This is a genomic window from Pseudomonas sp. GL-B-12 (assembly GCF_019955895.1).
Lineage (GTDB): Bacteria > Pseudomonadota > Gammaproteobacteria > Pseudomonadales > Pseudomonadaceae > Aquipseudomonas.
In genome coordinates this window covers 316770-328313 of the sequence record NZ_JAHBCX010000011.1, presented here as the reverse complement: position 1 = coordinate 328313, position 11544 = coordinate 316770, and the positions used below count along the sequence as shown (strand labels likewise).

10 protein-coding genes are annotated in these 11544 nt (G+C 59.1%); 6 read left to right on the top strand and 4 right to left on the bottom strand.

The window, feature by feature from the left end; genetic code table 11:
- Window positions 1-12: 12 nt before the first annotated feature.
- Genes KGA85_RS07625 through KGA85_RS07615 form a run of 3 tightly spaced genes read left to right on the top strand, consistent with a single transcriptional unit; the run spans window position 13 to window position 2835 of the window.
- Window positions 13-693, top strand: coding sequence for a C39 family peptidase (locus tag KGA85_RS07625; RefSeq protein WP_223457100.1), 681 nt, complete (start codon window positions 13-15; stop codon window positions 691-693).
- Window positions 694-719: 26 nt separating this feature from the next.
- Window positions 720-1481, top strand: a complete 762-nt coding sequence (locus KGA85_RS07620; protein WP_223457098.1) for a hypothetical protein — start codon at window positions 720-722, stop codon at window positions 1479-1481.
- Window positions 1482-1527: 46 nt separating this feature from the next.
- Window positions 1528-2835, top strand: coding sequence for a hypothetical protein (locus KGA85_RS07615; RefSeq protein ID WP_223457096.1), 1308 nt, complete (start codon window positions 1528-1530; stop codon window positions 2833-2835).
- A gap of 60 nt (window positions 2836-2895) precedes the next feature.
- Here KGA85_RS07615 and KGA85_RS07610 read toward each other — a convergent pair whose 3' ends face one another.
- Window positions 2896-4221, bottom strand: a complete 1326-nt coding sequence (locus tag KGA85_RS07610; protein ID WP_223533435.1) for a sigma-54 dependent transcriptional regulator — start codon at window positions 4219-4221, stop codon at window positions 2896-2898.
- Window positions 4222-4563: 342 nt separating this feature from the next.
- Between KGA85_RS07610 and KGA85_RS07605 the strand changes: the two genes are divergently transcribed.
- The 3 genes from KGA85_RS07605 to nhaB all read left to right on the top strand — a co-directional run bounded on the left by KGA85_RS07605 (window position 4564) and on the right by nhaB (window position 7986).
- Entirely contained in the window at window positions 4564-4830 is a 267-nt protein-coding gene (locus tag KGA85_RS07605) for a hypothetical protein (protein ID WP_007970062.1), read from the top strand.
- 285 nt (window positions 4831-5115) lie between these two features.
- Window positions 5116-6405: a hypothetical protein gene (locus tag KGA85_RS07600; RefSeq protein WP_223457092.1), complete on the top strand. Its 1290-nt coding sequence runs from the start codon at window positions 5116-5118 to the stop codon at window positions 6403-6405.
- 78 nt (window positions 6406-6483) lie between these two features.
- Complete coding sequence (gene nhaB, locus KGA85_RS07595) at window positions 6484-7986, top strand: sodium/proton antiporter NhaB (protein WP_223534826.1); 1503 nt, start codon at window positions 6484-6486, stop codon at window positions 7984-7986.
- Between the two features lie 71 nt (window positions 7987-8057).
- On the opposite strand, the gene KGA85_RS07590 is transcribed toward nhaB, so the two are convergent.
- The 3 genes from KGA85_RS07590 to gnd are packed head-to-tail and all read right to left on the bottom strand — an operon-like array spanning window position 8058 to window position 11376.
- Window positions 8058-8879: an HAD family hydrolase gene (locus KGA85_RS07590; protein WP_223457089.1), complete on the bottom strand. Its 822-nt coding sequence runs from the start codon at window positions 8877-8879 to the stop codon at window positions 8058-8060.
- On the bottom strand, window positions 8876-10399 hold the full coding sequence (gene zwf, locus KGA85_RS07585; protein WP_223457087.1) for a glucose-6-phosphate dehydrogenase: 1524 nt from the start codon (window positions 10397-10399) through the stop codon (window positions 8876-8878). Before zwf ends, KGA85_RS07590 begins: the two co-directional genes overlap by 4 nt.
- Entirely contained in the window at window positions 10396-11376 is a 981-nt protein-coding gene (gene gnd, locus KGA85_RS07580; RefSeq protein WP_223457085.1) for a phosphogluconate dehydrogenase (NAD(+)-dependent, decarboxylating), read from the bottom strand. Before gnd ends, zwf begins: the two co-directional genes overlap by 4 nt.
- Window positions 11377-11544: the final 168 nt, after the last annotated feature.

The following is an 11544-nucleotide window of genomic DNA, read 5'->3' as shown; positions in this document are numbered from 1 at the left end:
GGCGTATCGATCATGCGTAAGACTGTCCTTTTCGCCCTGCTCTGCCTGTCCGGCCTGACCCAGGCCGCACAGATGCCGGTTGCCGCCCTGCCGGGTGGCGTGCTGGTGTACAAGCACGTACAGAGTTTGCGCGAGCGCAAGTTCAGCGACATCGTCGAACAAAAAACCGATTTCAGCTGCGGCGCCGCTGCGCTGGCAACGATACTGCGCCAGGCCTATTGGCTCGACGTCGATGAGGAGCACATCATCAAAGGCATGCTGGTCACCGCAGACCAGGACCTTGTGCGTACCCAGGGTTTTTCCATGCTGGACATGAAGCGCTACATAGAACGCATCGGCATGCGCGCCCGGGGCTACAAGATCCCGCCGGAAAGACTCGATGCAGTGACGATTCCGGTGGTGGTACTGATGGAAATTCGCGGCTACAAGCACTTCGTGGTGTTGCAGCGGGCGGACAAGCACTGGGTCTATATCGGCGACCCGGTACTCGGACACAAACGCTACTCCCATGATGACTTTGTCAAAGGCTGGAATGGCATTATCTTCGCCATCGTCGGTCCCGGTTACGACAAAACCAATGCGCTACGCAATCCACCGGAACCGCTGACAGCCAAGAACAAGATGGATAACTTCAACCCGGTCAAAGATGCTGAATTGATGGATTTTGGTTTCATACAGAGCGACTTCTTTTAATCGCCAATAAGATGATAGGGGGCAGGATGCTCCGGGAGCAGCAAATGAAAACCTCGTATTGGGTGGTCGCTGCCTGTCTGGCAGCGACCACTTCAGGTTTTGCTGATGAGTTCAGACCCATCGAAATCAAGGACCAGGAACTGGCCGAGTTGCGTGGCCGGTATGTGATGCCGGGGCGGGTCATCAGCTTCGGTGTTGTCATGAGCAGTACCTGGCGCAATGCCAGTGGTGATCTGATCGGAGCCTCCAGCTCGATGCAGCTTCAAGCCGCAACGGTCAAACCCGAGTTCTATGTTTCAACCATCAAGCAGTCCGGTCATGGCGGTTCGCCCAAATCGGGTAGCGGTCACGTGTCGGGGGGCGATGGGCTGAGCACTTCCCGGGGCATAACCCAGGTCACACGGGCCGCAGGCGATGGCAACAGCGCAAACAACAACATCGCCATCAACGTCAAAGAGGCCAGCACGGCCCCTGCACTGGTGCCGAGCCAGGGTCAGGCGCTGATAGCCGGTCAAACCATTACCGGCAGCAATGCCGCAGGCAGTGTCGCCGTATCCGCGACCAGCGGCGGCGTTCAGATGGCCATTACCGCCAACAACAATCAGGGCTCAAGCCTGCAACAAGTCGCCCAAGGCGGGTTGCTGCAAAACACCCGATTGCTGGGCAGCAGCAATGTGGTCAACAACATGACTCAACTCAACGTGGTGCTCAACAATAATGGCCCTGGTGCTGGTGTATTGGACGGCAATCTGAGCCAACTCGCTGCATTACGGACCTTGGGGTATTGAACTACGCTGAGATACGACTGTTGGGCACAAATGGACGGCTTATTTCATGTACCGATCAGTATCACTGCGTGCAGTTGCATGCTTGAGTGCTCTACTCCCCGCGGCGATGTTGCAGGCAGCACCTGACCCGGAATTGGAGGCTCTCAAACAAGAGCTTCTGGAGTTGAAACAACGATACGAAGTACAGCAAAAAGCCCTGGCGGTTCTCGAACAACGGGTCCGCCAGGTTGAGGACCAGCCCGCTTCACCCCCTCCCAAACGCCTGGCCAAGTCGCCAGCGGACCTCAAGGGCAATCCGAAAGTCGCCACCGGCACCGGTGCCGCGGCGGCCTCAGGGGGCGCCGCCGGGGGTAGCGGCAGTTCTTATGGACAATCGCTGGCCGATGACTCACAACCGGCGCAAAGCGTTTCAAACCTGTATGACGAGGCCAGCGGGTTCTTCGGCGGTGGCAAGTTCAGCTTCGAAACCGGGATAACCTACTCCCGATACGATACCCGCCAACTGATCCTCAACGGCTTTCTCGCCCTGGACTCGATCTTCCTGGGCGCCATCAACCTGGACCGGATCAAGGCCGACACCTGGACGCTTGACCTCACCGGCCGCTACAACTTCAACAATCGCTGGCAGTTCGACCTGAACGTGCCGGTGGTCTACCGTGAGTCCACGTACCAGTCCGGTGGCGGCAATAACGGCGCCGCAAATATCACGACCGAAGACACCGTCAAAGAAGACCCGACCATTGGTGACGTGAACTTCGGTATCGCCTATAAATTCCTCGACGAATCGGTCAACACGCCGGATGCCGTGGTGACCTTGCGCGTCAAGGCACCTACCGGCAAAGACCCGTTCGGCATCAAGTTGATTCGGGTAGCGGATAACTCCAACCTGGCCGTGCCTGAATCCTTGCCTACCGGTAATGGCGTCTGGGCGATTACGCCGGGGATCTCTCTGGTCAAGACGTTCGATCCGGCAGTGCTGTTCGGCAGCCTGTCCTACACGCACAACCTGGAAGAATCTTTCGACGACATCAGCTCCAACCCGGCGGTCAAGACACCGGGCAAAGTACGCATTGGCGACAGCTTCCAGATTGGCGCCGGTATTGCGTTCGCCTTGAACGAAAAGATGAGTATGTCGTTCTCGGTCTCTGACCTGGTGCAGCGCAAAAGCAAGCTCAAGGAAGATGGCGGGGATTGGCAATCGGTGGTTTCCAGCGATGCCAACGCCGGTTACTTCAACATCGGCATGACCATTGCGGCCACCGACAACCTGACCATCGTCCCCAACCTGTCCATCGGCATGACGGACGATGCCCCGGACTTCCAGTTCAGCCTGAAACTCCCTTACTACTTCTGACCCGAACAAAAAAACCGCTGCAATTGCAATCGCAACGGTTTTTTGGTTTCAGGCTGCGGTTCAGCGAATCTGGTGCTTGTGCAACAAGCGGTAGAAGGTTGGACGCGACACACCCAATACTTTGGCGGCGACACTCAGGTTATCGCTGTGGCGGTTCAATACATCGCACAATGCCTGGCGTTCGGCCCGGCTCTTGTATTCTTCGAGGGTGCCCATCGGCGCAGTGCTCGTATGCTGACTGATCAACCCCAGATCACGGGCCTCGATTTGCCGGCCTTCGGCCAACACCAGCCCGCGACGAACGCGATTGGCCAGTTCGCGAACATTGCCTGGCCAGTCGTGTTTGCCCATGGCAATCAACGCGTCGTCGCTGAAGCTGCGTGGGCGGCGCCCGGTTTCACGGCTGTAGAAATGGGAGAAGTGGTTGGCCAGCGTCGCCAGGTCGCCATGGCGCTCGCGCAGCGGAACGGTCGACACTTGCAGTACGTTCAAGCGGTAATACAAGTCTTCGCGAAAGCGTTTCTTCGCGATGGCCGCTTCAAGGTCGACGTTCGTCGCCGCCAGAACCCGCACATCCACCGGAATCGGCTGACTGCCGCCCACCCGTTCGATGTGTTTTTCCTGGAGGAACCGCAGCAGGTTGGCCTGCAACTCCAGTGGCAGGTCACCGATCTCGTCGAGAAACAGAGTGCCACCGTTGGCGGCCTCTATCCGCCCGACCTTGCGTTGGTGCGCGCCGGTAAATGCACCTTTCTCATGGCCAAACAGCTCGGACTGGATCAAGTGTTCGGGAATTGCACCACAATTGATCGCGATGAAGGGTTTGCTGTGACGCTGAGACAGTCGGTGCAGGGTTCGAGCGACCATTTCCTTGCCGGTGCCGCTTTCACCGCGAATCAACACTGGAGATTCGGTCGGAGCCAGTTTATTCAACAGTTTTCGCAGTTCACGGATAGGTTTGCTGTCGCCCAGCAATTCGTGCTCGGGCTGGTCAACATGGACCGTGCCCTGACCGCGCAACCGCGCCATGCCAAACGCCCGGCCCAGCGTTACCTGAACCCGGGACACATCGAACGGTAAGGTATGAAAGTCAAAAAACCATTCACAGACGAAGTCGCCGACATTTTGCAGTCGCAGCACGTCCTGATTGAGTACGGCTATCCACTCGGTGCCGCTGCGACTGATCAACTCTTTGACAGCCTCCGGGTGCTCAAGGTGAAAGGGCTGCAAACGTAACAAGCCCACGTCACAGGTTCGGTCGGCGGCGTTCTCCAGCGTGCAGCTGTCAACGTCCCAACCGATAGCGCGCAATCCAGGGAGCAGACGATAGCAATCGTCACAGGGGTCCACCACTAATAAACGTCGTAAGGCAGGCGCATCGCTCATGACTGTTCCTTGGCGCCAAATTTACAAAAATTTATTAAAAACAGTCATTTGGCAGACCTGACTGTAACATTAGCAAGAATTTGACAGGGGCTTGTACCGTTTGACTATAGGGATGCAATGCAACCAGTTATAAGTTGCGATTATGTTAGTTACCTAACGACTCTTTCCTTTCATTCAGCTTTCAATGACAGGCTCATTCTTGAGCCTGTGAAATAAACTTGAAATTTCTTTTGATTGTGTGTGACCCAAACCCCGGTTGCGGGCATCAGTACAAGTAACCAGCCGAACGGTAAGCCCAACCGGCGGCACATCACTTGATTGGGCATACAGAGAGAAGACCCTATGAACGCCCCGCTGCGTATCAACGAAGCACTTCTGATTGCCGACCGCGCATTCAAACCATTCAAATGCGTGGCCTGGGCTCCACAAGACGGTAATGGCGAACTCAGCCTGACCGTTATCGACCGCACCAGCACCAGCATTGGCCGCAAACAGATCCCAAGCAGCGCTTATTCCGATCCCGCACAACTCGAACTGCTGCTGGAACAGGCCCGCGCCGAATTGAGCGAGGAAGGTTACACACTGCAGTCGTGGTCGATGCCGCACTGATCGTTTTGCGGATTACTCCGGAGTAATCCGCGCCCTCCTCCTGTCTTCAGCTCGAGGTTTTTTCTGGCCGCGCGCACTCGTTGACACTGTTTAATTGGAACTTTGCATACGCCTGATACTTTGCAGGCTCGCCATTGGTTCGAAAAGACACTGTTGTGGCACACAACGACCCTCCGTCTGTTAGTTCTTACCGTTGCGCATCCTTTCATTCAGGGATTGAATATTGTCCTTACAAGTCGCCACCCAAACTTCTGGATCAAGACGACTCGCAAGGAGATGCGGCGAATGTCTATCCAGTCCGCTTTTGCCTACCCCGCCACCCGGAACAACGCCGGGGCCCTCGATACGACGTTTGCCGCCAACGGCAAAACCCAGGTCTATTTCGCCGACAGCCTTTTCAGCCTGGCCAATGGCGTTGCGATCGATGCGCAAGGTCGCTTGCTGGTAGCCGCAAAAGTCGCCATGGCCGATGGCAGCCGCTTTGGCCTGGCCCGCTTGCTGAAGGATGGTTGCGCAGACCTCGCGTTCGGCAAACAAGGAAGCGTCATCGGGCAATTCGAGCCGGGGTTCGAAGCCATGGGCGCCAAGGTCCTGATCCTGCCCGACGGCAATATCCTGTTGGCCGGCCTGCAATACGAAAACGCGCACCGCACGCTCCCGGCCCTGGCATTGCTGGATCAAGACGGTCGCCTGGTTCGAAGCTTTGGCAATAATGGCCGCCGTGTCGTGCGATTGCCTGGCGGTCTGTCCCTGGGCATGCGCGATAAATGGCTCCCTCCCGGTGTGCCAGGCGCTGAAGCCTGCGACATCGACGTACAACAAGACGGCCGGATCCTGATCCTGGCCAACCATCACTTCGAACTGGCCGATCACGTCGGTATGTTGATACGACTGGATGTCGAAGGCTCGCTGGACTACTCGTTCAATGGCCGCGGCTTCGTGATGGTCAGGCACCTGCTGATGAATACCTGGCTCAGCAGCCTGACGGTACAACGTGATGGCCGAATTCTGGTCGGTGGATCGATCAACTTTCCCGACGAAGGCTTGCTGGCACGCTATCACCCGGACGGGCGCCTCGACGACCGTTTTGCCGTGGATGGATTCATGACCTTCAAGACGCAAGGGCATGGCGCCCGGGTCAGCCAGGTGGTCCAGCAAAACGAAGGCGGCGTCCTGTGTTTTGGCTGCAGTCGCGAGCCAATGCACTGCCTGGCATTTAAAATGCACAGCAACGGCCGACCCGACACTCATTGCAACGGAGGGCACCCGCAGCGGCGGGAAATCGGTTACAGCGGATGCCAGTGGACCGCCGCGCAGTTACAGCCCGATGGCGCTGTGCTGACGGCGGGCGCCACCATCGGCGGCGTCGAAGCAGACTTCATTCTCGGGCGATACCTGCCCAACGGCCTTCCCGATCGCCGTTTTGGCAAAGGCAGCGGCTATACACGTACCCGCCTCGGCCCCAGCCTGGATACCGCCACCTGTGTCGCCGCGCAAGCCGATGGAAACATCATCGTGGGAGGCTATTCGCTGCAAGGTAACTACAAGGCGGTCATCGCTCGCTTCCAGGGATAAACACCGGCACTTTTCCTACGCTTGATCTTCTGGCGCGCTTACGGCAAGTTGCGCGCTTCTCAAGACAAGGAGCAGCCGATGTCCGGTTCAATGGCCCAGGCGTTCGCGCACAACTTTCTCGGGCACTCGCCCCGTTGGTACAAGGCCTGCATCGTCGGCTTTCTCATCCTCAATGCCCTGGTGCTGTTGACCGCAGGCCCGGTGGCTGCCGGCTGGCTGTTGGTGCTGGAGTTCATCTTCACCCTGGCCATGGCGCTCAAGTGCTATCCGCTGATGCCCGGCGGCCTGCTATTGATTGAAGCCCTGCTGCTGAAGATGACCACACCCCAGGCGCTGTACGACGAGTTGCTGCACAACTTCCCGGTGATCCTGCTGCTGATGTTCATGGTGGCCGGTATCTATTTCATGAAGGACCTGTTGCTGTACCTGTTCTCGCGCCTGCTGCTCGGGGTCCGCTCCAAGGCCCTGCTGGCCCTGATGTTCTGCTTTTTGTCGGCCTTTCTGTCGGCGTTCCTCGATGCCTTGACCGTGACTGCCGTGATCATCAGTGCCGCCGTAGGCTTTTACTCGGTGTATCACCGCGTTGCCTCGGGTAACGATCCACGTCAGGACAGCGAGTTCAGCGACGACAAACATCTGCCCACCCTGCACCACGGCGATCTCGAACAGTTCCGCGCCTTTCTGCGCAGCCTGCTGATGCACGGTGCCGTGGGCACTGCACTGGGCGGTGTCTGTACGCTAGTCGGCGAACCGCAGAACCTGCTGATTGGCCATGAAATGGGCTGGCACTTCGCCGAGTTCTTTACCCGGATTGCGCCGGTATCCCTGCCGGTACTGGTTGCCGGGCTGGTAACCTGCGTCCTGCTGGAAAAGCTGCGCTGGTTCGGATACGGCACGCTGCTGCCGGATAACGTCCGTGCGGTGCTGGCCAACTACGCCGCCGAAGACAATGCCGAGCGCACCACGCGCCAACGTGCAGCGCTTCTGGTGCAAGGCTTTGCCGCATTGATTCTGATTGCCGGGCTGGCGTTGCACATCGCCGAAGTGGGCTTGATCGGCTTGATGGTGATCGTGTTGATCACCGCCTTTACCGGCATCACCGACGAACACCGTCTCGGCACCGCGTTCAAGGACGCCATGCCGTTCACCTCATTGCTGGTGGTGTTTTTCGCCGTGGTCGCGGTGATCCACGATCAGCAACTGTTCGCCCCGCTGATCCACTGGGTGCTGACGCTTCCGGCAGACCAACAACCGGGCATGCTGTTCATTGCCAACGGCCTGTTATCCGCCATCAGCGACAACGTGTTCGTGGCGACCATCTACATCACCGAAGTGAAGCGCGCCTTCATGGCGGGCGAGATGACCCGCGAGCATTTCGAAACGCTGGCCATTGCGATCAATACCGGCACCAACCTGCCGAGCGTGGCGACGCCCAACGGTCAGGCGGCGTTTCTGTTCCTGCTGACCTCGGCGATCGCACCGCTGGTGCGCCTGTCTTACGGGCGGATGGTCTGGATGGCATTGCCGTACACCGTGGTGATGGGCTTGCTCGGGTGGTATGCGGTGAGTTACTGGCTCTGACACCGCCGAGCCTTTGTGGCGAGGGGGCTTGCCCCCTCGCCACAAAGGCTCGCTCCCACAGGGGGGCGTAGTTATCGAGGGAGGATGTATTGTTCGATCGCCTGCGCCGCACCGTCCTCGGTATTGGCCCCGGTGACCACATCGGCCTGACGCCTTACCGCCTCCTCCGCCTGCCCCATGGCGATCGACAACCCGGCAACCTGAAACATCGCCGGGTCATTGCCGCCATCCCCGATCGCCGCCGTCTGTTCCAGCGGCACGCCGAGATGTCTGGCCAGCGCCACCAATGCCTCGCCCTTGTTGGCTTGCATGGCGGTCACATCCAGGTACACCGGTTGCGAGCGCGATACCTGTGCCTGGCCTACTACCTGCAATAACAGTCGCGCTTCAAGTTCGATCAACAATTGGGTGTTGTTGCTCGCGGCGACAATCTTGTCGATACGTTCCAGATACGGCTCGAAACTGTCGACCACCACCGGCGGATAGCCCAGGCCGTGCTGTTCGCGAGGCACCATCTGGCCGTTCGCATCCTTGACCAGCCAGTCGCCGCCACTGAACACCCACACCTCAACATCAGGCAGGTCGCAAAGCAGCGTCAATGTGGTTAACGCGGTAGTCGCCGGCAAATAGTGCGCGACGAGCAAACTGCCGTCCGGATTGACCAGCGTCCCGCCATTGAACGCCGCCGTCGGCAGGTCGACGCCCAACGCTTCAATGACTTGCAACATGGCTTTGGGTGGTCGGCCGGTGGCCAGGCTGAACAATACACCTGCCTCGCGCAACGAGCGGACCGCTTCGATGGTGCGCTGGCTCAGGCTGTGATCGGGCAGCAGCAAGGTGCCGTCCATGTCACTGAGCAGAAAACGGATGGGGCGTTGCGAGGTTTCCTTCATCCGAGGCGGTGCCAGACGCGACCGTCACGGGTGAGCAATTCTTCGCCGGCCTTGGGGCCGTTTTCCCCGGCGGCATAGCTCTGCACGCTGGAATCCTGCTGCCAGGCATCCAGGAACGGTTGCACGGCGCGCCAGCCGTTCTCGATGTTGTCGGCGCGCTGGAACAGCGTCTGGTCGCCCGTCAGGCAATCGTAGATCAGGGTCTCGTAGCCGGTAGACGGCTGCATCTCGAAGAAGTCCTTGTAGGCGAACCCCAGCTCGATGTTGTCCATTTTCAAGGCCTGACCAGGACGCTTGGCCAGCAGGTCGAACCACATGCCTTCGTTCGGCTGGATCTGAATGCGCAAATAGGTCGGCTGCAACTCATCGACCTCTGTATCGCGGAACTGCGCATAGGGCGCCGGCTTGAAGCAAATCACGATCTCGGTGTCACGCACGCTCATGCGCTTGCCGGTACGCAGGTAGAACGGCACGCCGACCCAACGCCAGTTATCGATCATGACCTTGAGGGCCACATAGGTTTCGGTATTGCTGTCGGGGGCGACGTTGTTTTCCTGGCGATAGCCCGGCAGTGCCTTGCCGTCGATCTCACCCACGGCGTATTGGCCGCGTACCGAGTTGGCGCGGGCCTCCTCGACCGTCCAGGGACGGATCGCGCCAACGACCTTGGCTTTCTCGCCGCGCACCGCATCGGCGCCAAACGCCGCGGGTGGCTCCATCGCCACCATCGCCAGCAACTGGAACAGGTGATTGGGCACCATGTCCCGCAGCGCACCGGTGTGCTCATAGAAACTGCCACGGGTTTCCACGCCGACGGTTTCGGCGGCGGTGATCTGCACGTGGTCGATGTAGTGATTGTTCCAGAACGCTTCGAACAGGCTGTTGGAGAACCGGCTGACCAGGATGTTCTGCACGGTCTCCTTGCCCAGGTAATGGTCGATCCGGTAGATCTGCTTTTCCGTCATCACCTTGAGCAGGCACGCGTTCAAGGCTTCCGCCGTATGCAGGTCGGAGCCGAAGGGTTTTTCGATCACTACCCTTCTGAATGCCTCGGGGGTTTCTTCCAGCAAGCCGGCCGAGCCGAGGCGGCGCACCACTTCACTGAAGAAACGCGGCGCGGTGGCCAGGTAGAACACCGCGTTGCCGGTACCACTGTCGGCAATTTTTGCCGCCAGCGCTTGATAAGTGCTGTCGTCCAGGAAATCGCCCTGGACGTAGCTGATGCCTTTGGCGAGCTTGGCCCACAGCGCCGGGTCAAGGGCTTGATCGCCCTTGCCGGTCCTGGTGGCCACCTCGTTGCGGATGAAGTCTTCGAGCTTTTTCGCGAAGCCTTCATCGCTGATGGCGTTGTGGTCAACGCCGATGATCCGCAGTCCATTCCCGAGTAAACCGTCACGGCTCAGGTTGTACAGCGCCGGCATCAGCAGGCGCTTGACCAGATCGCCGTGGGCGCCGAACAGGAACAGCGTGGTTGGCGGCGCGGGTTCAGCCTTGGATTTTCTGCGGATCGCGTGGGTCATTTTTTCGAGGTCTCCACATGGCCGCCGAAGCCGAAGCGCTGGGCCGAGAGAACCTTGTCGCCAAAGGTCCCTTGCCCACGCGAGCGGTAGCGAGAGAACAGCGAGTTCGACAGCACCGGCACCGGCACCGCTTGCTCCATCGCGGCTTCGATGGTCCATTGTCCTTCACCGCTGTCGGCCACGGACCCGGAGAAACCGTCAAGCTTCGGATCGCTGGCCAGGGCGTCGGCAGTCAGGTCCAGCAACCACGAGGACACCACGCTGCCACGACGCCAGACTTCGGCGATGTCGGCGACGTTCAGGTCGAAACGCTGGTCTTGCGGCAGGCTCTCGCTGTTTTTGGTCTTGAGGATGTCGAAGCCCTCGGCGAAGGCCTGCATCATTCCGTATTCGATGCCGTTGTGGATCATCTTCACGAAATGCCCGGCGCCGGCGGGACCGGCGTGAATGTAGCCGTGTTCGGCACGCTCGTCATCGGACTTGCGGTCCTTGGTGCGCGGGATGTCGCCCAGGCCCGGGGCCAGGGTTGCGAACAGCGGGTCGAGGCGTTTAACGGTCTCGGCATCGCCGCCGATCATCATGCAGTAACCGCGATCCAGGCCCCAGACGCCGCCGGACGTACCGACGTCGATGTAATGCAGGCCTTTTTCCGACAGGGTCTTCGCCCGGCGGATATCGTCCTTATAGAAGGTGTTGCCGCCGTCGATGATGGTGTCGCCGGCTTCGAGCAAGGTGCTCAGGGTGTCGATGGTTTCTTCGGTCGGCGCGCCTGCCGGCAGCATGACCCAGACCGCACGCGGCCTGGCCAGGCCAGCGACCAGCGCTGGCAGATCGGTGACGCCCGTGGAGCCTTCTGTGGCCAGGGCTTCGACAAAGGCGGTATTGCGGTCATAAACAACGGTGGTGTGCCCGTTGAGCATCAGGCGCCGCGCAATATTGCCGCCCATGCGGCCCAGTCCAATAATCCCGAGTTGCATGTGCTGATGCTCCCTACTACAAATAAAAGTGTGTCAAAGGTTATAGCCCAACGCGACTCATGAGGTTAGTCCAGAGCGTTGGCGTGAAGTTTCCGGGCATTGTGCCCGATCCTGATGGATAACGTCGGGAATCAAACCGAAGACACAACGACCATGAAAAATAAAAAA

What these genes read in the sequence shown, in the direction of transcription:
- zwf (WP_223457087.1), bottom strand. Translation starts at nt 10,399, where the DNA reads ATGACCCACGCGATCCGCAGAAAATCCAAGGCTGAACCCGCGCCGCCA.
- KGA85_RS07590 (WP_223457089.1), bottom strand. Translation starts at nt 8,879, where the DNA reads ATGAAGGAAACCTCGCAACGCCCCATCCGTTTTCTGCTCAGTGACATG.
- KGA85_RS07610 (WP_223533435.1), bottom strand. Translation starts at nt 4,221, where the DNA reads ATGAGCGATGCGCCTGCCTTACGACGTTTATTAGTGGTGGACCCCTGT.
- nhaB (WP_223534826.1), top strand. Translation starts at nt 6,484, where the DNA reads ATGTCCGGTTCAATGGCCCAGGCGTTCGCGCACAACTTTCTCGGGCAC.
- KGA85_RS07605 (WP_007970062.1), top strand. Translation starts at nt 4,564, where the DNA reads ATGAACGCCCCGCTGCGTATCAACGAAGCACTTCTGATTGCCGACCGC.
- KGA85_RS07625 (WP_223457100.1), top strand. Translation starts at nt 13, where the DNA reads ATGCGTAAGACTGTCCTTTTCGCCCTGCTCTGCCTGTCCGGCCTGACC.
- KGA85_RS07620 (WP_223457098.1), top strand. Translation starts at nt 720, where the DNA reads ATGCTCCGGGAGCAGCAAATGAAAACCTCGTATTGGGTGGTCGCTGCC.
- KGA85_RS07615 (WP_223457096.1), top strand. Translation starts at nt 1,528, where the DNA reads ATGTACCGATCAGTATCACTGCGTGCAGTTGCATGCTTGAGTGCTCTA.
- KGA85_RS07600 (WP_223457092.1), top strand. Translation starts at nt 5,116, where the DNA reads ATGTCTATCCAGTCCGCTTTTGCCTACCCCGCCACCCGGAACAACGCC.
- gnd (WP_223457085.1), bottom strand. Translation starts at nt 11,376, where the DNA reads ATGCAACTCGGGATTATTGGACTGGGCCGCATGGGCGGCAATATTGCG.